Source organism: Rhodoferax sp. GW821-FHT07G04 (genome assembly GCF_059418585.1).
In genome coordinates, this window is record NZ_JBWKQD010000005.1 from 232,425 (window position 1) to 254,409 (window position 21,985).

Below are 21,985 nucleotides of genomic sequence, written 5' to 3' on the forward strand. Positions count from 1 at the left end.
CACCTAACCTCTCCATCAACCGGACGTCTTGCGGCAAGCCGCAATCCGCCGGTTATGTCGAACGTTAGCCATGCACTACCGCGAGCCTGCACCCGAGTTTCTTGCTGCACTTCGCTGGCTGCAGCCGCAACTAATTCCTTGGCGGAAGCTGACGATTGCAGTGGACGGCGTGGACGGTGCCGGAAAGTCACCTTTTGCCCGCTTTCTCTCGTGGCAGACGGGCATGCCTTGCATCGAAATGGATGTCCTATTCGATCCGAATGCAAGCGAACCGATCCCGAACCCGGCACTTTTGAGTCGGCTCGTCGCCGCACGCCACGAACGCAACCGGCCAGTGATTGTGGAAGGGTTGTTCGTACTGAAGTCATTGGCAAGCGCCAATGTGGCTGCGGACATTCTTATTCGCGTGTCAGCCACGGGCCACCAGGGGAGTCACACGTGGGCAGGCCTTTTCGCGACGTATCGTCAGTCGCACCCTCGAAGTGTCTCGCCGGACTATGAGGTTGTGTGGGAGCCATAGTGACGGCTAACATGTCAATCAGCACGGACCCACAACTGCAGGACTGCGGCTTCGCCGCAACTGTTGTGGTCCGGTCATCTTCACGTTATACGGAATATCAATGATCTGTCCAAGTTGCAACGCAGAAAACGAATTAACTTGGCGAAGGTATTTTCTATCCCCATTTGGTAGACATACTTGCGAAAATTGCTCCGCCAAATTTCGACTGGCTCATACGTTCAAGTACTATTTAAGTATTCTCGGTTTGTGGCTCTTTCCGGGGGTATTGGCATTAACTTTTGCAAGCTTTCTTGGTGCAAGTTCTGCCTGGGCTTTTACGTTGTATTGGGTGCTTGGTTTAGTTGTCGTTCTGCCACTTGACAGAAGAATTGACAACACTTGGCGAGGTACAAAACTTCGTGGCTAGCCGAAAAATTCCGTATAACAGGTTCGTCGAACGGACCCACAACGGCGGCCAATGTGGTCGCCATTCTTCAATGCTGAGTGCGCCGTTGCGGCCCATTCACGGTCGACGTTAAACCCCAAATGCACAAGCTGTCGCATCAAGTTGTTGGAGAGTGGGTGCCCCATTCATACGCGCCGATGTTTTCAATAGTCGCGAAAGGCAACGCAAGCCCGAAAATCGTGGGCGGCATTCCTGGCGGTGATGCGGTCACATTTGAGCGGCTGATTGCGTGCATGCAGCCACCCTATTTCTTGCTTTATGTGCTTCACACGCCGAGAGGCGAAGCAGACCCGGGCCGATACCAAAGTCCACCAGTTTCGATCGAACAACTTCGTGGATTTTTGAAAGAATTTGGCGGTTTTCTGGCTTCAGATGCTCGGTTCGATATTTGGGCGCATTCTGCCGCTGATGGTGCCACGGTCGTATGGGACCGTCATAACCAGCTTTTCGCCTACGGCCTCATTGAGAAATTTTCGTCTGAGCTCAGAGCCATTGGCTTCTTGAATGGAGTGATAAACGTATCCGTCCCCCACCAGCACCACTACAGGCAAGAGTTCGATCAACAAGCGTCTGCTGTGCTTAACGCCTTCGAGTGGTCCTACTCACCATTGAGGGCGGAGGATGAACAATGACGTTGGGGGTTAACAGATTCGTTAAATGGACCCACAACGGCGGCGGTCGTGGTCGCCATTCTTCAATTCTGAGTGTGCCGTTGCGGCCCATTCACGGCCGACGTTAGCCGTCGCTGGCGCTCACCGAAACCGAATCAATATGAGACCTGACGACAAGTTCGATGAGGCATCGCAAGAAGCCTGGGTGGCCGATCAGCGACGAACTGTGGCGGACTACCTTGGACGCGAGGGAGTCAGGCATGGGGAGGTTGGCGAATGGCCTGCCTGGCATCTTCAGCCCTATCTCGCAATCCTAGCCATCGAGTCGTTTGCGGCTCCGGGTCGCATGGGATGGTGGACCATTAGTGGCGACTGTCCTACTGACTATCTCAGCTTTGCCGATGCCGAACATCCACGCGAGGCTATGCGCCACTTTGCGCAGCAGTGGGCAGAGGTCTCCTCTTCCATGCTTCGCGGAGAGCCACACCCGCACACCACAATTGGTAGGCCCGACCGATGGCCCGAGTTGGGTGACCTTCTCCGACGCCGCGCAGCGTTACTCCTACAATTCGCCAATGACGACTCGACCTGGAATGACTGCGACGGCTAACTGGTTGTTCGTCACGGACCCGCGTCTTCAGGACGCGGCTTCACCGCAGCTATTGCTGTCCGGCCATCTTCAAAGTTGTTCCTCAAGCTGAAATGACCGCGCGCGTCAAACTCTCGGAACTCATGGACGCCTTTGATTGGGTGAGCGCGACGGGGCCCTATGAAAATGCAGCGTATGTGAGTCGCGCATCAGGGCGAATCTGGCTGGTTACTGACTTCGATGACCAAGGTGAAGATCCGCCTGAAGATGTGGACGACGAGACTCTGTACCTTCCTGTTCCGAGTAAGAAGGAATTAGACTTGGGTCGAAACCTTGCGCTGGCGTTCGTGCAGCAATCGATTCCCGAGAGTCATGAACTGGTAAAGAGTTTCTTCGCAAGGGCAGGAGCATATGCACAGTTCAAGGACTTGCTTGAAGAGCGCGGTCGCCTGGAAGACTGGTATACCTATGAAGCTGCAGGAGTGCGTGATGCTTTACGCGTGTGGGCGGCCGAGAATGAAATTGAAATCGTGGATGGTGCCACTGAGGGATGACATTTCAATCGATATGGACCCACAACAGCAGAAAACGGCTTCGCCACGACGTGCTGTGGTCCGGTCATCTTCACGTTAAATTGCATGAGAGACTTTCTTCGTCACCCCGAGCGCAACGCCTTGGTCCTCGGCTTAATTCAGGGTGTTCCGCAGGGCCTGATGGTTCCAGATCAGATCCATCAATTCGCGCCGGCCGGGCGCGAGTTGGACTTCACTCTTGTGGTCTGCTTCGGCTTATTCGGCCCGCCATTCCTGGCGCTAGTCAGTCACTGCATGAACGGTAGAAAGAGCCCGTCTTGGTGGATTAAGGTGTCGGAGTACGTCAACCTACCAAATATGGTTTTCTGGGGTTGCCTTTCCTTAGGCTTGCTTGGCTGGTACTCACTCAGGGTGAACGCAATCGCTGTGGGGTACTCGTTCTGTGCCTTCTTCATCGCTGGAGCGGTTGGCTTCTTCGTCGCCGGCATTGTTGACAAGTGGTTGCTTGGAAAGGCTGGCGATGCAACTTAATAGGTCAGTCAGGGCGGAACCACTACAGCAGGCGTTCGCCTGCATCGGGTCCGCTTAACTCCAACGTGACGACTGCTTTTGAACAATGTTGAAGTCTGCTATGCGTCTGATATCGTCTCTGCATCGGGGCGGAAGCGGACGTCCAGGCCCGTGGCCCAATTTGATATACGCCGCCTTTCCATACTGAACTCGCGCAACGCGTGAAGCCTGTCACTTCCGTCGAGCGCCAAATTTCCAAATCCTTGGAGGGAACATGTCAAGCATAGGATGCCAATGTGGCGCGAGAATCACCGACAATTCTGACCGCCACCCAACCAAAGCACGCTTCATCCCTGACATGCAGTGGGAAGAGTATCTCGACACTCTTAGCGCCTGTGGAGTGCCGCCGAGGCGATTCCAAGGGGATGAGGATGAGATTTGGCACGCCATGGTTGCCTTAACAAGGCACTGCTTACGGGACATTCACCAATGTTCTGAATGTGGACGCATCTATGTCGCCGACTCAGCTGGTGCGTACCACTGCTTCAAGCCAGAGTTCGAACAAACATCTAAGTCTGTCCTTTCTGAAAAATTGTGGGTTGGCGATCAAGTGAAGGCGACCGTAAAAGCTAGTACAGAGGCCTACTGGAGTGAACGTGGTGATCACATGGACCGGCTCTCCAATTACCATGCTGCGCTTGAGCGAGGCGAGAAACCCGAGCCCCCGCCGGGGACCAGTGGAACGACGATCGAGTATTCCAAAGAACATCCTCAAGGCATAGATCGCACAGAGCAGATGAGGATGGAAATTCACGAATTGTGGATGAAGAAATTTGATCAAGTGACGGGTTCCTCGGCCGCTTCACTAAGTCTTCCACTCAATGAAACTTTACCACCGAAGCTCAAAACGTATCGGCCAGATGAGGAGGTTCATGTGGCTCCCGTGAGCATAGGTTCCCGTTTTGTTGCAGGCACTTTAGTGCACACGGATAAGGGCATGGTCCCAATCGAAAAGCTTTGTGTTGGTGATATGGTGCTTTCACGGCCAGCGACCAATGGTGAACTGGCATACAAGCGGCTGCTTCAGACCCTTGTGCACGAGGATCAACAGGTATGGCTGTTGCAATATTTTGTTAGCGGCGAAACTACCTTGCACCACTTGGTAGTCACTGGAAACAATCCAATTTTTGTTCAACGTGTAGGTTGGGCAAGCGTCGACACTTTGACATCAGATGGCTGTTCAATCGAATTGAAAAACGGGACCCTAGCGTGCTCATACAAGATGACCAGGTTGCTCACAACGGAAACCCCAAACGTTGGTTGGACGTATGACGGGCAAACGTGCGAAGGGCCCCATGTTGACTTGCGGGGTGGAAATATCCAAGTCACTGGGATTGAGGATTACAGCCCTAATAGCTTTGCGCTCGGTGAACAATCCGATTATTTCCGGCAACGCGTCTTTAGTATCGAGGTTGAAGACTTTCACACCTACTTTGTCGGAGAACCAGCAGTGTGGGTTCTTGACGCTAGCTTTGGCGCTGAACACGTTAGTCACGATTCAATGGTCAAGTTTTGAAACCTCTGGAAGGTTAGCCATTTCGTCGGAAGCGGCCTCTGGGTGCGCAGCCAATAGAACACGGCCCTGGTTCGCGCTGGTCATTCTGGTTGCGCGAGCTAGGCATCCTCCAACAGGTCTTTCGGCGCAGACGCACAAGTGCGTCTGCGCCACCCGGTCGCAACTGACCTGTGCGGCGGTAAAGGGTACGGTTAAACCCGTGTTTGAGCGCCCGCTTTGGAGCGAAGCCAAAGTCAGCTAAGCGTCTGAAGGCGACTTCGAAGCATTGACCTCACTAGCGACTTCTACTTCCGTTCCTGCTAAAGCCGGTCGCTCCCCATCAGGCTTAGCCACAAGCACTGTCCCAGCCGCCACCTGCTTCCGAACCTCTTGCCTCACAACCATCTCGGCAACGGGCTTTCGGCTGACAACGGGCTGGGGGTGAAGAAAATTGAACATATGTGCCCGACCAACTGTGGGCAGGCATCCGTTCTTCAAGTGCGCAAGAAAAAACGCGAAGTCAGTTCACCTTCCCAATCAGCACCGTCAGCCCCGCGAACACCGTGAACTGCGGCGTGTCCTTGTTCAACCCGCTGGCAAAGCCGGCGTCTACCACCAGGCGTTTGTTGACCGCGTAGCTGGCGGCGGCCAGGAATTGGGCGGTGGAGGGGGCGCCGTTCTGGTTGGTGCCGGACAGGTCGCCGGCCAAAGTCCAGGCCTCACCCACTTGGCGCGACAGGCAGGCGGCCCAGGTCCATTGGTACTGGCCTTGGTCGGGGCCTACGCTGCCCAGGCGGGTGGCCATGAGATTGGTGTCGATGTGGAAGCCGTTGGCCATGTCGAAACCATAAATGCCTTTAAGGCTATAGTCGCGCTCGCCGCTGCCCAGGCCGACGGCTGCAGTGGGGAATTTGATGGTCGTCTCCAGCCCCAGGCTCATGCCTTCCGGCATGGCGGCGGCCTTGTACTTGAGCGTCAGCGTGGTGTCGCCGCGCCCGCTGAGCAGGGCGGACTGGGCGGGTGTGGTCTCCACGTAGCTGTCACCACCGACCAGCAGCGCGAAACGATCGTTGAGCGAGTATTTCAGCAAATAGGGCCAGCTGTTGCGCGCATCGAAGCCGTTGCCGCCCTGGCGCTGGCCGCCAAACTCCAGCTCCAGCCAACCGGGCGCCGAGATGCTGGCCCCGCTGGTGACGGTGGGGCGAAACGGGGTGGCGCTGGGAGCGTCGTCGCCATCTGCGGCATGGGCGGTCAGAGGCAGCGCCAGGGCGCAGGTGCACAGGCTGGCCGCCAGCAAGGTGGCGATAGGGGTGGGCCGGGGGGGTAGGGTGGTGTGGGTCGTCGTCATGCAGCCATGGTAAAGCCGTGGCCATAGGCGCGTCAACGCGGTGCTGTGCAGTGTGGACCTGTATTGTGGTCGTATGCGGTCGCAATAGGGCTTCATAAACCCCAATATAGGTATGTTGGAAGGGCGTTGAAGGGAAACTGGCCACTAGCCCTCGTGAAATAAGCCTATAGTGCTATCAATTGTGTAGTTATTGCCTTTCAAATGCCCGGCGACAGAGCCAGGGTACGATAGCCCATCCATGCGCCTGCGTACACATGCCGCTGCGCGCAGCGCCCCTACCGATAGCAAACTTCGATGACTACCCCACGTTTTCTCTCCGCAAACTGGCCCTCTGGGCGTCCACTTCCGCGCCACGCACGCTTGCGGCTGGCGTTGCTGCTGTGCGTATGCGCGCTCAACCCCTTGGCAGCCCATGCGCAGAGCCCGGTAGCGCCGCCCGATGCGGTAACGCCCGATGGAGGCCGTTACTACGGCCCGCTAGTGCAGGGCCTGCGCCAAGGCCATGGCAGGGTGGAATGGGACGGCGGCCTGCGGTACGAGGGCGACTTCGTCAACGGTCTCTTTGAAGGCAAAGGCAAGCTGACGGGGTTGACCGAGGCCTATGAGGGGGATTTCAAGGCTGGGCGATTTGCGGGGCGCGGTGCCATCCAGTATCCGGATGGCCGCAGGTATGCGGGCGACTTCGCGCAGGGGCAGTTTCAGGGCTATGGGGTCTTCACCGCGGCGGATGGCCAGACGTATGCCGGCAGTTTCGACAAGAACGAGTTCACCGGCACTGGCACCTACAAGCGCCCCGACGGCGTGCAGCACCAAGGCCTGTTCCTCAAATGGCGGCCCCATGGTGCAGGCAGCTATACCGATGCACACGGCAATGTCTATGTGGGCAGCTTCATAGACGGCGCGCTGAATGGCCCGGGCCGCATGCTAGGCAAGGACGGCATGCGTTTTGTCGGCGAATTCAAGAGCTGGGCCTACGAGGGCCAGGGCGTGTTGACGCTGGCCAATGGCGACGAATACAAGGGTGCGTTTTCGCAAGGGCTGTTCGACGGCGAGGGCACGCTGACCTATGCCAAGCCGCAGAAGGATGGTGCCACCCAAAAGACCGGCATCTGGCGCTATGGGCGTTTCCAGGACAAGGAGGCCGCGCAAAAGATGCTGGCCAATGTGGAGACGGCGCTGTACAGCCAGCGTGCGCTGCTGGATGGGGCGCTGGCAGCACTGGCGCCGCGTAACCCGGATGCCATCAACCTCTACCTGCTGGCTGTGGCGGGTGATGGCGGGCAAGAGGTGTTCCACCGCGAGGTCGAATTTGTCAAAACGCAGTTTGACCGCGACTTCCGCACCCGCGGGCATTCGCTGATCTTGGCCAATAGCCGCAATACGGTGTCGCAACTGCCCATGGCGACGCAGACCAGCATTCGCGAGAGCATCATGGGTATGGCGGGCCGCATGGACAAAGACAAGGACATCCTGTTTCTGTACCTCAGCAGCCATGGCTCGGCGGACCACCAGTTGACGCTGGACCAGGATGGCATGAACCTGCGCAACCTGGGCGCCCAAGATCTGGCCGCTGTGTTGAAGGAGTCCGGCATCCGCTGGAAGGTGATCGTGGTCTCGGCCTGCTACTCCGGTGGCTTCATTGCGCCGCTGCAGGACGATCACACGCTGGTGATCACGGCGTCGCGCCCGGACCGGCGCTCGTTTGGTTGTGCGGACGAGAACGACTTCACCTACTTCGGGCGGGCCTTCTTCAAGGAGTCCTTGCGCACCAGTGCGTCGTTTACCGATGCTTTCCACAGCGCCAAGTCACTGGTCCAGAAGTGGGAGGACAACGATTTCAAGCAGGTCAGCAATACTGAAGAGAACGACCATTCCGAACCGCAGATGGCCACGAACCCGGTGGTAGAGGCCTACCTGCAACGTTGGCGCGCGCAAGCCGGCAAGTAGGGCCCAGCCCAGCAGGTCTGGGCTAGGGGTTGGCGCGCCCTACGCCCACCAGATTGGCAGCCTGGCTGAAGTGGCTGGCCAGCAGGTCCAGCGCGTGGCGCACCTTGGCGGGCTGCTCGGTTCGGCGCTGGGTGATGGCGTAGAGCGGCATGTCCGCCATCTTCCAGCCTGGCAGCACGGCCGCCAGGCGGCCATCGGCCAGGGCCATGCGGTCCTCATCGCTGACACCCACGGTGATGCCCCAGCCCGCCACGCACAGGGCGTGCAGTGCACTGACCTGTGTGGCGCGCACACGGGCCTCCAGACGCACGACCTCGTGTTCGCCCGCAGGGCCGCGCAGCTCCAGCATGTCGCCGTTGGGGCTGCGGGAGCTGGTGGCCAGCCAGTCGTGCTGCAGCAGGTCGCGCGGGTGTGTGGGCCAGCCGCGTGCGGCCAGGTAGGCAGGGGCGGCGCAGAGCTGCAAGCCCAGGTCGCCCAGTTTGCGGGCTACCAGCGCAGAGTCTGTCAGCGTGCCCACGCGCAATGCGATATCCACACGGCCGTCGATCAGGTCCATCACCGAGTCATCCAGCAGCAGATTGAGCGACAGCTTGGGAAAGCGGCGCAGCGGTGCCAGCGCCTGGGCCAGCACGCCGCTGAAGCCTATGGGGGCGGTCAGGCGCAGCTCGCCTTCGGGCTCGTCGCGCAGCCGGGCCAAGGCCTGCTCGGCCGAGCGTGCGGCTGCCACCATGGCCGCGCAGCCCTCGTGGTAGCGCTCGCCGGCCTCGGTCAGTGTCAGGCGCCGGGTAGAGCGGTGTAGCAGGGCCAGGCCCAAGGTCTGTTCCAACTGGCGCAGGTGCTGGCTCACGGCCGAGGGCGTCATGTCCAACTGCTTGGCTGCTGCTGTCAGTGAGCCGGCCGCTACCACCTCGGCAAAGATGGCCATGCGCTTGAGTTGGTCCATGGTTTGGGCTCTATTGATTAGTTTTACTTCAAAGTAATAGCAAAAAATACTGTCTATTTAGTATTTTGTGAAGTAATGATACTAGAGACTTCTTTCTTCCACAGGAGCTTCGTATGAAAATTGCATTGATTGGCGCTACCGGTTTTGTGGGCGCATCCGTATTGAGCGAGTTGCTGGTGCGGGGCCACCAGGTGACAGCGTTGGCGCGCAATCCCGGCAAGATCGAAGCCCAACCCGGCTTGAGCGTCGTACAAGCCAATGTGTTGGACTCCCAGCAGGTTGCCCAGGCTGTGGCCGGGCACGACGCGGTCGTCAGCGCCTACAACCCAGGCTGGGGTGAGGCCAAAATCTACGAACTGTTTTTGCAAGGCAGCGAGGCGATTGAAGCCGGTGTGCAGACTTCGGGCGTGCGCCGCCTGCTGGTGGTGGGTGGTGCGGGCAGCCTGTACCTAGCGCCCGGCATGCAGTTGGTCGACACGCCGCAGTTCCCCGCCGCGTACAAGCAGGGCGCCCTGGCGGCACGGGCCGTGTTGCAAAAGATGGTGGCCGGTTCGGCCTTGGACTGGAGCTTTGTCTCGCCCCCCATCGCGCTGGCACCCGGCCCCCGCACCGGCAAGTACCGCCTGGGTGCGGACGATGTGATGCCAGGGCAGGGCGAGCACCCCGCTGGTATTTCGACGGCCGATCTTGCGGTGGCCATCGTCGACGAGATCGAAGCGCCACGCCATATCCGCAAGCGCTTCACGGTGGCGCACTAAGACCATGCAAACCCTGTTCAAAACCTTGCACCTGCTGGGTGTCTGCCTGTTCATCGGCAACATCATCGTCAGCGGCGTCTGGAAGGCGATGGCAGATCGATCCGACGAACTGGCGGTGGCGCGCTTCGCGACCCGGCTGGTCAATCTGACCGATGTGCTGTTCACCGCCGTGGGCGCTGCGCTGCTACTGATCGGTGGCCATGCCATGGCGGGCCGCCATGGTGGTGTGCTGGCCAACGACTGGATACGCTGGAGCTATGTGGCCTTCAGCCTTTCGGGTGCACTGTGGGTGGCGGTACTGGTGCCGATACAGATCCGCCAGGCGCGGCTACTGCGCACGGCCCGCAACGGCATTCCTGCCGAGTACCGGCGGCTGACCCGTATCTGGGGCGCTGTCGGAGTCGCCGCGACTGTGGTGGCCTTGCCACCCTTGTACTGGATGGTGGCCCGCAGCGTATAGGTTTGTAAAGCGCGGTGCAATAATGTCCGCATGACAGGACGATCCACCCGCACATGCCGCAAATAGACCCCCGCACGGTCGTCCTGTTGGCAGGTGTCATGAGCAGCTTCATGGCCCTGATCATGTTCTCGCTGAAGCGCAGCTACCCCCCCAGCATCAAGGGTCTGGGCGAATGGGGCGTGGCGCTGCTGCTGGTCACGGTGGGCAGCACCTTAGCCTTTGGCCTGGGCACCTTTCCCAACTTTGTGTCGATGACGCTGCCGCGCATTCTGTTCCCGACCGGGCTTTTCCTCGGCTACGTGGGCGCGCAACGCTTCTTTGGCCAGACGCCGCGTTACTGGCCCTGGGTGGCCTTGATTGTCCTGACCGCGGCGGTGCAGATGTGGTTCACGTTTGGTGCGCCCAATTACGCTGCGCGGCTGCGGGTGTCGGGTGCGTTGTCGGTGTGCCTGTTCGTGGCCTTCGTCAACCTGTTGCGCAAACAGGGGATGGATTCGTTCGCCAAACTGTTGACCATGGGCGTGCTGCTCTGCATGTGTGCCATCGTCAGCATGCGCCTGGTGACGGCGTTGATCCTGCCGGTGGGCATCGATATCTACGACAACTCGCCACACCACTTGGTGTATCTGAGTGCACTGTCGGTGTTCATCCTGCTGCTCTCGGTCAGCAACGTGTTGTTGGCAGCGGAGCGCATGCACACCGAAATGGCCTACCTGGCCAGCCATGATTCGCTGACCAATGCGTTGACACGCCGCCATATGAACGAGGTCTGCAGCATCGAGCTGGACCGCAGCCAGCGCCACGGCCACAGCATGGCTCTGATGATCATGGACCTGGATCACTTCAAGGTCGTCAACGACACGCACGGTCACCAGCATGGCGACCGCGTGCTGGTGGACTTTGTGCGCAAGGTGAATGTGTTGCTGCGCCGCCCCGATCAGTTGGGCCGCTTCGGTGGGGAAGAGTTTGTGGTGCTGCTGCCAGAGACATCGCTGTCTGAGGCGTTGGGTGTGGCTGAGCGCATACGCGCCGCGTGTGCCGCGCCGAATGCGGAACCCAACTGCACCGTCAGCATTGGTGTGGCGACCAACTCCCAGGGCAATGACACGGTAGACAGCCTGATCGCCCGTGCCGATGCCGCCGTCTACCGCGCCAAGACCAAGGGGCGCAACCGCGTCGAGACGGCAGAATAGATATGACCCCCACGCTCCACCGCTGCGCGGGTCGCTGCCCCCCGAGGGGGCTAAATCCGCTTGGGGGCGGCCCGGCGCGGATTTGTTGGCCCCCACGCTGCGTCCCTAGACGTGCGTAGGTGCCTGACTCCGCTGTGCGCGCAACTGATCCAGCGTCTTGGCCATCCACTCCAGCATGGCCGGGTTCTGGCTGGTGGCGACGTTCAGGCGCATCCAGGTGCTGGGTGTTTGCTGCGGTGAGAAGATCGCGCCAGGTGCCAGCAGATAACCGGCTTCCAGGCCTATGGCCGCCAGACTGGCGGTGTCCACCCCGGCATCAAACCAACCCAAAAAGCCTGCCAGTGGCCGGCAAAACGCCTTCAGCCCCATGGCCTCGTAGCGTTTGAAAGCGGGCTCACGCAGGCTCTCCAGTGCGGCATGCATGCGCTGGCAGTGCTTGCGGTAGCTGCCCTGCGTCAGCGTCTGGTAGACGATGCGCTCGTTGATCTCCGGTGTGGCAAATGACGTCAACAGCTTGAGCCCGGCCAAAGTCTCCACCAGTTCGGCACTGGCTGCCAGATAGCCCACCCGAATGCCCGGCACCAGGGTTTTGGAAAAGCTGCCCACATAGACCACGCGCTTGAGCTGGTCCAGGCTGGACAGCCGCGCATACTGCACGCCGTTGGGCAGGAAGTCGGCGTAGATATCGTCTTCCACCACCACCATGTCGTGGGCTTCGGCGATGCGCAGGATCTGGTACGCGGCGGCCACAGTCAGCAGCGTGCCGGTGGGGTTGTGCAGCGGGGTGTTGATCAGCAGCATCTTGGGTTTGTGTGCGGCCACCAGCTCGGCCAGCGCCTTCACATCCGGCCCGGCGGGCGTGTAGGGCATGCCCACCACGTTGACTCCTGCCATGGCCAGGGACGCCAGCTGGGCCGACCAGGCAGGGTCACCCACGATGACGGTGTCGCCAGCTTGCAAGAAGTGCCGCACCACCAGATCAATCGCCTGCGTGGAGCCAGAGGTGGTCAGGATCTGCGCCGCGGTGCTGGAGATTTCCATCTCCTCCAGCTTGCGGGTGATCTGCTCGCGCAACGGCGCATAACCCTGCGCCAGCGCCGTGTGCGAGAGCTGCAGCCCCATGGTGGTGGAGACCGAGCGCAGGCCGGCGCGCATCAGGTCGCCCCCGCATAGCTCGGGTGGCAGGTAGCCAAAGCCGGGCGACATGTCGGCCGCAATGCCGCTTTGCATATTGCGTATCAGCCAGCCCATGTCGATGGGGCGCGTCGGCGGGGTGGTGGCCTTGGCGCGACGCACCGGTTTGCTGGCGCGTTCGCGCACAAAGAAGCCCGAGCCCTGGCGTGCCTGCAGGTAGCCGCGCGCCACCAGCCGGTCATAGGCCTCCACCACGGTGAAGCGCGAAACCCCGCGGTCCACTGCCAATTGCCGCACCGAGGGCATGCGCATGCCGGGGCGAAACACCTGCTCCTGGATGCGGTGCGTGGCCCACTGCACGATCTGTTCGGCCAGCGTCGTTGTGGGGGCGAGGGCGGTTGATTCCGTAAGGGCCATGGGCATCTGTACCGGCGTGATCTGTATTGGTAAAAATACCTGGCCAGTTTGCTTAACTATCTAGCTAACTGTATAGGTACTGTATTGGTACAAATTTTACACTGACAGCGTCAATAGGCAAGTGCCCGTTGACATCCACTACTGACAGGAGTTCACCATGCCATACAGCCCAACACAACACTTCCATCTGCACAGCGCGCAGACCCTGGCGTTGAATCTGGTAGCGGGCGACATGGTGCAGGTGGGCCAGGGCTGCATCTGGCTGACGCTGGAAGGCCATAGCCGAGATGTGTGGCTCAAGGCCCATGACCGCTGGACAGTGCCGGTACATGCCAAGGCGTGGATCAGCGCAGACGCCGCAGCCACATTGACGGTCAGCAGCCATGCATCGCCGCCGGTGGCGCCTGCCAGACCCACGCCACTCAAGGGTCGTCTACCGGTGGCGGCTACCGCTTAGACCGAATGCAGGGGCTTGGCGTTCACGCGAGTCCCTGCTGGGTTTTGCGCACAAAGGCGGCAAACTCGGCGGCCGGCAGCGGGCGGCTGAACCAGTAGCCCTGGATCTCGTCGCAGCCCATCTGCTGCAGCTGGACCATCTGCTCCTCGGTTTCTACGCCCTCGGCGATCACCCGGTAGTTGAGGTTGTGCCCCAGGCCTATGATGGCGTTGACGATGGCCAGATCGTTGGCGTCGGTGTCGACATCGCGCACAAAGCTGCGGTCGATTTTCAGCACATTGGGTTCGAAGCGCTTGATGTAGGCCAGGCTGGAATAGCCGGTGCCGAAGTCGTCGATGGACAGGGCCACGCCCATGTCCTTGAGCCCGCACAGGGTCTGCATCGCCGAGTCGGTGTTCTCCATCAGCGCGCTTTCGGTCAGCTCCAGTTCCAGGCCGTGGGGGCTCAGCTGGCTGGCATCCAGCGCCGCCCGCACCGTGGCCACCAGGCCGGGCTTGCGGAACTGGATAGCCGACAGGTTGACCGCCACCGGGAAATCGATAAGGCCCTCGGTACGCCATGCGCTGGCCTGGCGGCAGGCTTCTTCCAGCACCCACTGGCCCAAAGGCACGATCAACCCCGACTTCTCGGTGGCGACGATGAACTCGCTGGGCGGCAGCAGGCCGCGCGTGGGGTGCTGCCAGCGCACCAGGGCCTCGCAACCGATGAAACGTTTCTTCTCGAGCGAGTACTGCGGCTGGTAGTGCAGCACAAACTGGCCTTCCGCCAGCGCCTGGCGCAACTCATTCTCCAGCGCCAGGTGGGCCATGGTGTCGGCGTTCATGCTGGCGTGGTAGAAGCAAAAATCGGCACGGCCAGCGGCCTTGGCGCGGTACAGCGCGGAGTCGGCATTGCGCAGCAGCATGGAGGCGCTGTCGCCATCGTCCGGGTAGATTGCCACGCCCAGACTGCCGGACAAATTCAGCGTCATGCCCTGGGCCACAAACGGTGCGCGCAGTGCTTTGAGCAGCGTGGTCGACAGGCGGGCCGCGTCATCGGGTGAATCGATGTCGTGCAGCAGTACCACGAACTCATCGCCGCCGTGGCGTATCACCGGGTCTGACGCGCGCACTGCCGCGCGCAGGCGCTGCGCCACTTCCTTCAGCACCAGGTCGCCCACCTCATGGCCCATGGAGTCGTTGATGTTCTTGAACATGTCCAGGTCCATGAACAGCACGCCGAGCTTGCGGCCGGTGCGGGCGGCAATGGCAATGCCCTGGCTGATCATCTGGTCGATGACCGCGCGGTTGAACAGCCCGGTCAATGTATCGTGGCTGGCCAGGTATTCGATTTGGCGCTGGTGCGCGTGCTGGCGTCGCGTGTGCTGGCGGTTGCTCAGGTAGTGCAGGCTCCCTGCTATCAGGCCTATCAACGTGCTGCCCAGCACCGAGGCGATCAGGAACAAGGCACGCCGCTCATGCATCTGCTCGGCCAAGGCGGGTACGGTCTGCAATACGGTGACGCTCAAGTCTTCGTTGGCTATGGCGCGGGTGCGCATCAGCAGGGGCGCGGGGTCGTCGTTGAGGCGGTACAAGTCCAGGCCCGCAGGGTAGGTTTCTGGCGAGATGGAGATCGAGGGTATCGTCTCGCTGCGGTAGCGCCCTTGGCGTTGTTTGGCGCTGAGTTGGGCGACCGCCGCGCCGGGCAGGGCGTGCATCTCCAGGCGCTTGTCCTGGGCCTGAATGATCACGCCATATTTGTCGGTGATGAAGGCATTGGCCTGGTTGACCCACGAGGCCAGGTGCGGCAAATCGATCTTGCCGCCCACGACGCCGATGACCTTGCCATTGACCAGCACCGGTGCTGAAAAAAACAAACCGGGAATGCCGGTGGCGCGTCCCACGGCGAACTGTTGGCCGGGCTGCCCCTGCATGGCGGTCAAAAAATACTCACGATCAGCGTAGTTGATGCCGACAAAACTTTCCGCAGCGTTGCTATTGCTGGCGGCAATGCAGTCCCCCGATGGATTCATGACCCAGATGACGCTGATGGCCCGAATGTCTTTGACGGTGTCGGCCAACAACGCGTTGAGCGGCGCCAATGTGGGCAGGCTGCTCCAATGCACACGCCGCTGGGCCAGCGGCAAGGGCGGCTGACCCGCATCGGGAGCGGGTAGGGCGAGCACCTGTTGTACGGCGGTGTCGCGGCTGAGGATGGCGGGCACACCATGGAAGATGACGAGGTTGTGCTCCAGCCCGGCAGCGATGTCGCTGATGTCTTTGCCGATCTTCTGGTTCCCCCGGGCCAGCGCGTCGTCTACCTGCCCCTGGACATAGTGCCCCGATAGCACCCAGGCCAGCACCCACCAAGCCAGGATGAGGAGTGCAGTGATCTGCAGCGGACGGGTTAGGGACGGCGCGTGGTCATCCCCCAGCGACAAAGCCCCGTGCTGAATCGGCTCTTTGAGGGGGCTTTTGCTGATCTGCATGGGATTGCGATGGCTTTCATTCCAGATGCCAAGCCAGTCTACACCAACTATCGGACAGGGTGTTGATATGCTATGAATATAGTAGCTATATGCGTATATTTTACGGGGGCTACAGGGTTAAACTGGGTTCGAGCCTGTGTCGGCGGTGTTGGCCTTAGCTCGCTGCCTGAAGTTGCTTGCTGATGCCTGCTTGGCTTGGTCGTATCGGCGGGGCTTCCTCCTGAACAACCGCATACTCCACCGCCAGCCGCAGCATGGTGGGCGAGACATAGTGCCGGTGGCCATAGTCGATGGCCGCCATGTAGAAGCGGCCGAACAGGTTCTTGCAATGCACGCGGGTCCCCAGCATCACGTCTATATGGTGGCGGTCGACAACGTGCACGCTCACGCCGGAGCGGAACGACAGATGTTTGTCGTCGGCACCCAGGATGACCTCGGCGTGGGTGTCTGCAGCATCCACACGCTGGTCCAGGACGGGGTAGCGGTGGGCAAACAAATTGCTCTTGTCTTGTGACAACAGGGATGACACCGGGCAGCCCAGCGGTGAGCGGCGCAAGCCCAGGGGCCGGACCAGCGTATTACGCACCGCCATCATCCTGGAGACGCTCTTGGGTGCATTGAGCAGAAATCCCTCCAGAACCGCCCCCAGCAGCTGCGTGGCGCTGGTGTTGGCAAAGTTGGCCCCGCTCAAGCGCAGGCAGAAGGCGTCGTCGTGGTGGATGCGCAGGGATGGCAATTGTTGGTGCAATAAGGCATCGGATGGCAAGGCGGCCAGCTCTCTGACTCTGCGCGCCGCTCCTGTGTAGGACAGGGAGCCCGAGGCGTCTTTCCACGCGCCCCACCACCCGCGCAGCATGCCTGCAGTGCCGCGCACGGTGTTGCAGACCACGCGGTGGAAGGTTCCGGCTGGGGCGTCCAAGGCCAGGGTCGTCGTCGGTACCACCTTGGGTTGGAACTCTTTGGTCTGCAGCAGTGCCTGTACGTCGGGCGGCAGCAGTTCGGTCAGTGCCGGAATGCTTGCGGCATTGGCCAATACGGTTTGCTTCAAGTCGTCGGACAGATTCCCGCCGAGCTCATTGGTGTGGCAAGACAGAGCAAAGAAAACGGGGTGCAGCGAATTGCGCGACAGTGGCGCAAACTGGTGCCAGGTTTCCCCGCCGAAACGAACCGTGAACAGGCAGTCGGGCGGTATGTTGACGAAGCGCAGTGCGCGGATGAAGTTGTGCGGGTCTTGCTGGATGTGTTGGTCCGACGCGCTGGAGAAACGCAGTTGGGCGCCGCCGCTACCCGAAACCGCGGTAAACACCCGGTGCCCCGCGTGCCGGTGGAAGGGGTGCCCTTGTGGACCCACGACAAACGAATACAGCGAGGTCGGGTCTCCCTTGGGGAAGTTGGTGCCACCCAGTTTGGCGGAGGGCTCCTCCAGCGCATCAATGAACGATGCGTGCTGCCGCTGCCGAGATGCAACGCTGGCGAACAGGTGATTGCCCGCGCCATGGCCCAGTTGGGCGATCAAAGAGACTTCTACCGCCAGCCCGCCTGACTCTGACGGGATTCGAACCGATGGGAAAGTTTCCACAACCTGGGTGAGATTCAACATACGTATTGCTCCTTCTCTTCATTCGGTTTTTGGCGTCTTGGGGACGACGCGCTCTCGCTTCAGCGGGCGGGCCACGGGGCACAACTCAAAGGCGTAGGAGGTGAGGGTGTTGGCCAAGCTGTCGGCGTTGAGCTTGTAGAGCACAAACTGCCCGCTGCGTTCGCTGGTTACCAGGCCGGCCGTTTCGAGGATGGACAGATGGCGGGACACAGCCGGAGCGCTCATTGCAAAGCGTTCGGCCAACTCTGTGGTGCTGAGCTCTTTTTCAGTCAGATAGGCCAGGATTTGTCGCCGGGGGCTGGAGGCCAGTGCTTCAAATATTTTGTCGAGAGAGGCTGTCATTTAACTATTAACTAATTCGTTAATAAGTTTATTGGAAAGGCCGCAGTGGTGTCAAATGGGCATGGGTGGGCAGGTTATTAACCCTTCTCTGTGGTGGGAAACTCAAACTGTTGATCCCTGCAATTCATGTAATTTCAGAAAATACTGAAAATTCAAGAAAATCAGCACAACACCCAGACCTAGCCATGAACCTGCCCCCCCTGACCCAATCCTTTGTGCTGCATTTCGGCGAAATGGGGAGCCGTTGGGGTATCAACCGCACCGTGGGGCAGATCTATGCGCTGCTATACGTGTCTGCCAAGCCCATCAATGCCGACGAGATTGCCGACACGCTGAACTTCTCGCGTTCCAATGTCAGTATGGGGCTCAAGGAGCTGCAGTCGTGGAACCTGGTTCGGCTGATCCACCTGCCCAATGATCGGCGCGAATACTTCCAGTCGCCGCAAGACGTGTGGCAGATCTTCCGCACGCTGGCCACCGAGCGGCGCAAGCGCGAGGTGGACCCCACGCTATCCATGCTGCGCGACGCGCTGATGGAGACGCCCGCCAGTGAGGACGAGCGCATCGCCCAGGAGCGCATGCGCCAGATGCACGCTTTCATCGAACTGATGACCGACTGGCTGGACGAGGTGCAGAAGATGGATTCGGCCACGCTGGCCAGCCTGATGAAGATGGGCGCCAAGGTGCAGAAGCTGCTGGAGATGAAGGACAAGGTCAAGCAGGTGTTTGGCATGTCGTCTGGCACGTCTGCCGATGCTGAAATGCCCGATCTGGCACCTGCAGCGGAACCCGAGGCTTCGGCGCCGTCTGCTACCCCGCCCGATATTCCCAAGAACGAGCATTGAACATCAAGCCATGGACCACCTCGATCCTTTCATCCTGGCGCGCATCCAGTTTGCCGCCAACGTCACCTTCCACATCCTGTTCCCCACCATCAGTATCTCCATGGGCTGGGTGCTGCTGTTCTTCAAACTGCGCTTCAGCCGCACGGGCCAGCAGCATTGGATGGACGCCTACCAGTTCTGGGTCAAGATTTTTGCACTGACCTTTGCGCTGGGCGTGGTCAGCGGCATTACGATGAGTTTCCAGTTCGGCACCAACTGGCCGGGCTTCATGAACACGGTGGGCAACGTGGCCGGGCCGCTGCTGGCGTATGAGGTGCTGACCGCCTTCTTTTTGGAAGCCACCATGCTGGGCATCATGCTGTTTGGCCGTGGCCGGGTCAGCGAACGGGTGCACACCACGGCCACACTGCTGGTGGCCGGCGGCACCACGCTGTCGGCCTTCTGGATCATCGCGCTCAACTCGTGGATGCACACGCCCGCCGGCTTCGAGCTGATTGGTGGCAAAGCCCATGTGACGAGCTGGCTGCAGGTCATCTTCAACCCATCCTTCCCGTACCGGCTGACCCACATGCTGCTGGCCTCGGGCCTGACGGTGTCCTTCCTGCTGGCAGGCATCAGTGCCTTCCGCTGGCTCAAGGGTGACAGGGGTGCCGAGGTGCGCGCCAGCTTGCGCACCGGGCTGGTGTTGGCCGCCGTACTGATCCCCTTGCAGATTGGCGTGGGCGACCAGCACGGCCTGAACACTTTGCATTACCAGCCGGCCAAAATCGCCGCCATGGAAGGCATCTGGAAGACGCAGACCGGCGCGCCCGCCGTGTTGTTCGCCTGGCCCGATGCGGCCACGCAGAGCAACCGCTATGAAGTGGGTATCCCCAAGCTGGCGTCGCTGTACCTGACCCATGGCTGGGACGGCGAGATCAAGGGCATAGACGCCTTTGGCACCCAGCACCCACCGGTGGCACCGCTGTTCTTTGCCTTCCGTGCGATGGTGGGCGTGGGGCTGCTGATGCTGGCCGTGAGCTGGTTTGGCACCTGGCAGACGCGGGCAGGGCGCACACCGCATGTGTGGCTGCTGCGTGTATTGGTCGCCATGACATTCGCAGGCTGGGTGGGTCTGGTGGCGGGCTGGTATGTGACCGAGATCGGCCGCCAGCCCTGGCTGGTGCAGGGCCTGCTGCTGGCGGCGGATGCCGCGTCCACCGTGCCATCGCCCCGTATCGCGACCACGCTGGCCATGTACCTGGTGCTGTATGCCTTCCTGCTGCTGGCCTATGTGTCGGTGGTGTTCTACCTGGCTACCAGCGCGGCCAAGAAAAACTTCGAACCCCTGGTTGCTCCTGAATCAGGAGCGGCATACGTAGATTCCACGAGGGCTGGAGGCCAAAATGCTTGAAGCGATTCCCGATCTGAGCCAACCCCAGGGCTGGCTGCCGCTGGTCTTTGCCACCGTGATGGCGCTGGCCATGCTGGCCTACGTCATCATGGACGGCTACGACCTGGGCGTGGGCGTTCTGCTGCGCCGCGCCGACGACCGCGCGCAGAAGGACGCGATGATCGCCAGCATAGGCCCGTTCTGGGACGCGAACGAGACCTGGCTGGTGCTGGGCGTGGGTGTGCTGCTGGTGGCGTTTCCGGCGGCGCACGGCGCCATCCTGGGTGCGCTCTACCTGCCGGTGGCGCTGATGCTCGTGGGCCTGACGCTACGCGGCGTGGCTTTTGACTTCCGCGTCAAGGCGCGCGACCACCACAAGCCGCTGTGGGATACGGCTTTCTGGGCCGGTTCGGTGCTGGCCAGTTGGGCCCAGGGCTTCATGCTGGGCGGGCTGATCACCGGCTTCCGCAGCGACGCGTGGACCTATGTGTTCTGCGCGCTGATCGGTCTGTGCCTGGTGGCTGCTTACTGCCTGCTGGGTGCGGGCTGGCTCATCATGAAGACGGAAGGGGTCCTGCAGCTGAAGGCGGTGCGCTGGGCGCAGGGTAGCCTGTGGCTGACTGCAGCCGGGGTGGCCGCCATATCCGTCGTCACGCCGCTGGTGAGCCAGCGCATCTTCGGCAAGTGGTTTGCGTTTCCCAACATCGTGCTGCTGTTCCCCATTCCTCTGGTCACGGTCGTGCTGCTGGGTGTGATTGCGCGCAGCGTCAAGCGCTTGCCCGTGCGCCTGGCCCAGGGCAATGAATATGGCATCGGCGTGCCTTTTGCAGCGACAGTGGGCGTGTTCCTGCTGGCCTTCTATGGCCTGGGCTACAGCCTGTTTCCGTGGCTGGTGGAAGACCGAATCACCATCTGGCAAGCCGCCAGTGCACCCGAGTCGCTGATGGTGATCTTCTACGGCGTGGCCGTGGTGCTGCCGGTCATCATCGGCTACACCGTGTATGCGTACCGCGTTTTCTGGGGCAAGGCGTCCGCGCTGAAATACTAGGCGGCCACCCCTTTGGCAAGGACGGGATTCAGTGCAATACTCGGACTCGCGTTTCCGATCCATCCGTCCAAAAGAGGGGGCAGCATGAATCCACTGACATGGCGTGCGTGCGTTGTGGCGATGACCCTGGCCATGCTGGGCGGGCCCGGCCGTGCCGAGTGCACGCGCCTGGTGCTGGCGGCGGACCCTACCTATCCGCCGCTGCACTGGTATGACGGCACGCAGATGCAGGGGGCGTCCATCACCATTGCCAAGCGGGTGCTGGACGATCTGAAAATCCCCTACGAAGTGCGCTACCTGGGGCCGTTTCCGCGGGTCATGCAGGCGGCCGAGCGGGGCGACGTTGACATGGTGACCACGCTGAAGAAGACGCCCGAGCGTGAACAATTTTTGCTCTACCCCAAGACTGCGGCTCTGGCCAATCCGGTGGCGGTGTTCACCGCGCGGGACAAGCCGATGGAATTCAAGAGTCGCGCCGATCTGGTCGGCCTGCGTGGCGGAATCACGCGGGGCAATGTGTTTGGCGATGGCTTTGACGACTACCTGAAGCAGCACCTCACCATCGAGGAAGCCAACAGCCCCGAGAACAACTTCAGCAAGCTCGGTGCCGACCGGCTGGACTATTTCATCACCGGCTATTACGCGGGCATGGCCTACCTGCTCAAGCGGGGCGATGAGCAGCGTTTCGTCGCCCAGTCGCCATTTTTGGTGGACACGCCCAACTACATCACGCTGACACGCAACGGCCATTGCGCCGACAAGCTGGAGGCCATTGACGCCCGCCTGGCCCTGCTGAAGAAAACCGGTGTGCTGGACGAATTGATTCGCCAGGCCTTCATGCAGTGGAAGCAGAACCCCGTGGTGCTGGTGAAGTGAAGCGCCGGTCTGCGG

21 protein-coding genes are annotated in these 21,985 nt (G+C 60.8%); 15 read left to right on the forward strand and 6 right to left on the reverse strand.

What is annotated here, in order from left to right:
* Positions 1–70: 70 nt before the first annotated feature.
* From AC07OO_RS22255 to AC07OO_RS22280, 6 genes are all read left to right on the forward strand, one after another.
* On the forward strand, positions 71–520 hold the full coding sequence (locus AC07OO_RS22255; protein WP_495084337.1) for a nucleoside/nucleotide kinase family protein: 450 nt from the start codon (positions 71–73) through the stop codon (positions 518–520).
* Positions 521–1,045: 525 nt separating this feature from the next.
* Positions 1,046–1,597 carry a hypothetical protein gene (locus AC07OO_RS22260; RefSeq protein ID WP_495084338.1) on the forward strand — a complete coding sequence of 184 codons (552 nt, stop codon included), beginning with the start codon at positions 1,046–1,048 and terminating at the stop codon, positions 1,595–1,597.
* A 139-nt stretch (positions 1,598–1,736) separates the two neighbouring features.
* Positions 1,737–2,186, forward strand: a complete 450-nt coding sequence (locus AC07OO_RS22265) for a DUF4826 family protein (protein ID WP_495084339.1) — start codon at positions 1,737–1,739, stop codon at positions 2,184–2,186.
* Positions 2,187–2,278: 92 nt separating this feature from the next.
* Positions 2,279–2,719, forward strand: a complete 441-nt coding sequence (locus AC07OO_RS22270) for a hypothetical protein (RefSeq protein ID WP_495084340.1) — start codon at positions 2,279–2,281, stop codon at positions 2,717–2,719.
* Between the two features lie 84 nt (positions 2,720–2,803).
* Positions 2,804–3,229 carry a hypothetical protein gene (locus AC07OO_RS22275; protein ID WP_495084341.1) on the forward strand — a complete coding sequence of 142 codons (426 nt, stop codon included), beginning with the start codon at positions 2,804–2,806 and terminating at the stop codon, positions 3,227–3,229.
* A gap of 253 nt (positions 3,230–3,482) precedes the next feature.
* Entirely contained in the window at positions 3,483–4,784 is a 1,302-nt protein-coding gene (locus AC07OO_RS22280) for a DUF8617 domain-containing protein (protein WP_495084342.1), read from the forward strand.
* 499 nt (positions 4,785–5,283) lie between these two features.
* Here the strand turns inward: AC07OO_RS22280 and AC07OO_RS22285 are convergent, their stop codons facing one another.
* Entirely contained in the window at positions 5,284–6,111 is an 828-nt protein-coding gene (locus AC07OO_RS22285) for a transporter (RefSeq protein ID WP_495084343.1), read from the reverse strand.
* A 294-nt stretch (positions 6,112–6,405) separates the two neighbouring features.
* Here AC07OO_RS22285 and AC07OO_RS22290 point away from each other — a divergent pair, with 294 nt between their 5' ends.
* On the forward strand, positions 6,406–8,058 hold the full coding sequence (locus AC07OO_RS22290; RefSeq protein ID WP_495084344.1) for a C13 family peptidase: 1,653 nt from the start codon (positions 6,406–6,408) through the stop codon (positions 8,056–8,058).
* A 22-nt stretch (positions 8,059–8,080) separates the two neighbouring features.
* Here the strand turns inward: AC07OO_RS22290 and AC07OO_RS22295 are convergent, their stop codons facing one another.
* Positions 8,081–9,001 carry a LysR substrate-binding domain-containing protein gene (locus tag AC07OO_RS22295; RefSeq protein WP_495084345.1) on the reverse strand — a complete coding sequence of 307 codons (921 nt, stop codon included), beginning with the start codon at positions 8,999–9,001 and terminating at the stop codon, positions 8,081–8,083.
* A gap of 113 nt (positions 9,002–9,114) precedes the next feature.
* Here AC07OO_RS22295 and AC07OO_RS22300 point away from each other — a divergent pair, with 113 nt between their 5' ends.
* From AC07OO_RS22300 to AC07OO_RS22310, 3 genes are read left to right on the forward strand one after another with little or no spacing between them, the layout of a single operon-like run.
* Positions 9,115–9,759 carry an NAD(P)-dependent oxidoreductase gene (locus AC07OO_RS22300; protein ID WP_495084346.1) on the forward strand — a complete coding sequence of 215 codons (645 nt, stop codon included), beginning with the start codon at positions 9,115–9,117 and terminating at the stop codon, positions 9,757–9,759.
* A 4-nt stretch (positions 9,760–9,763) separates the two neighbouring features.
* Entirely contained in the window at positions 9,764–10,219 is a 456-nt protein-coding gene (locus AC07OO_RS22305) for a DUF2269 family protein (RefSeq protein ID WP_495084347.1), read from the forward strand.
* Between the two features lie 53 nt (positions 10,220–10,272).
* Positions 10,273–11,412: a GGDEF domain-containing protein gene (locus AC07OO_RS22310; protein WP_495084348.1), complete on the forward strand. Its 1,140-nt coding sequence runs from the start codon at positions 10,273–10,275 to the stop codon at positions 11,410–11,412.
* Positions 11,413–11,517: 105 nt separating this feature from the next.
* Here the strand turns inward: AC07OO_RS22310 and AC07OO_RS22315 are convergent, their stop codons facing one another.
* Entirely contained in the window at positions 11,518–12,963 is a 1,446-nt protein-coding gene (locus AC07OO_RS22315; RefSeq protein WP_495084349.1) for an aminotransferase-like domain-containing protein, read from the reverse strand.
* Between the two features lie 157 nt (positions 12,964–13,120).
* On the opposite strand from AC07OO_RS22315, the gene AC07OO_RS22320 reads away from it, so the two are divergent.
* Positions 13,121–13,420 carry a DUF2917 domain-containing protein gene (locus AC07OO_RS22320; RefSeq protein WP_495084350.1) on the forward strand — a complete coding sequence of 100 codons (300 nt, stop codon included), beginning with the start codon at positions 13,121–13,123 and terminating at the stop codon, positions 13,418–13,420.
* 22 nt (positions 13,421–13,442) lie between these two features.
* On the opposite strand, the gene AC07OO_RS22325 is transcribed toward AC07OO_RS22320, so the two are convergent.
* From AC07OO_RS22325 to AC07OO_RS22335, 3 genes are all read right to left on the reverse strand, one after another.
* Positions 13,443–15,887, reverse strand: a complete 2,445-nt coding sequence (locus AC07OO_RS22325; protein WP_495084351.1) for a bifunctional diguanylate cyclase/phosphodiesterase — start codon at positions 15,885–15,887, stop codon at positions 13,443–13,445.
* 154 nt (positions 15,888–16,041) lie between these two features.
* On the reverse strand, positions 16,042–17,487 hold the full coding sequence (locus tag AC07OO_RS22330; RefSeq protein WP_495084352.1) for a DUF2867 domain-containing protein: 1,446 nt from the start codon (positions 17,485–17,487) through the stop codon (positions 16,042–16,044).
* A gap of 18 nt (positions 17,488–17,505) precedes the next feature.
* Positions 17,506–17,829 (reverse strand): ArsR/SmtB family transcription factor, encoded by a 324-nt coding sequence (locus AC07OO_RS22335; protein ID WP_495084353.1) that lies wholly within the window; start codon positions 17,827–17,829, stop codon positions 17,506–17,508.
* Between the two features lie 185 nt (positions 17,830–18,014).
* Here AC07OO_RS22335 and AC07OO_RS22340 point away from each other — a divergent pair, with 185 nt between their 5' ends.
* The 4 genes from AC07OO_RS22340 (at position 18,015) to AC07OO_RS22355 (ending at position 21,970) form a co-directional block, all read left to right on the forward strand.
* Complete coding sequence (locus tag AC07OO_RS22340) at positions 18,015–18,674, forward strand: GbsR/MarR family transcriptional regulator (protein ID WP_495084354.1); 660 nt, start codon at positions 18,015–18,017, stop codon at positions 18,672–18,674.
* A 10-nt stretch (positions 18,675–18,684) separates the two neighbouring features.
* Positions 18,685–20,067: a cytochrome ubiquinol oxidase subunit I gene (locus tag AC07OO_RS22345; RefSeq protein WP_495084355.1), complete on the forward strand. Its 1,383-nt coding sequence runs from the start codon at positions 18,685–18,687 to the stop codon at positions 20,065–20,067.
* The gene (locus tag AC07OO_RS22350; RefSeq protein ID WP_495084356.1) at positions 20,060–21,094 is read left to right on the forward strand and encodes a cytochrome d ubiquinol oxidase subunit II; all 1,035 of its coding nucleotides are present in this window, start codon (positions 20,060–20,062) and stop codon (positions 21,092–21,094) included. The genes AC07OO_RS22345 and AC07OO_RS22350 overlap by 8 nt, the downstream gene beginning before the upstream one ends.
* 84 nt (positions 21,095–21,178) lie before the next feature.
* The gene (locus AC07OO_RS22355; protein ID WP_495084357.1) at positions 21,179–21,970 is read left to right on the forward strand and encodes a substrate-binding periplasmic protein; all 792 of its coding nucleotides are present in this window, start codon (positions 21,179–21,181) and stop codon (positions 21,968–21,970) included.
* Positions 21,971–21,985: the final 15 nt, after the last annotated feature.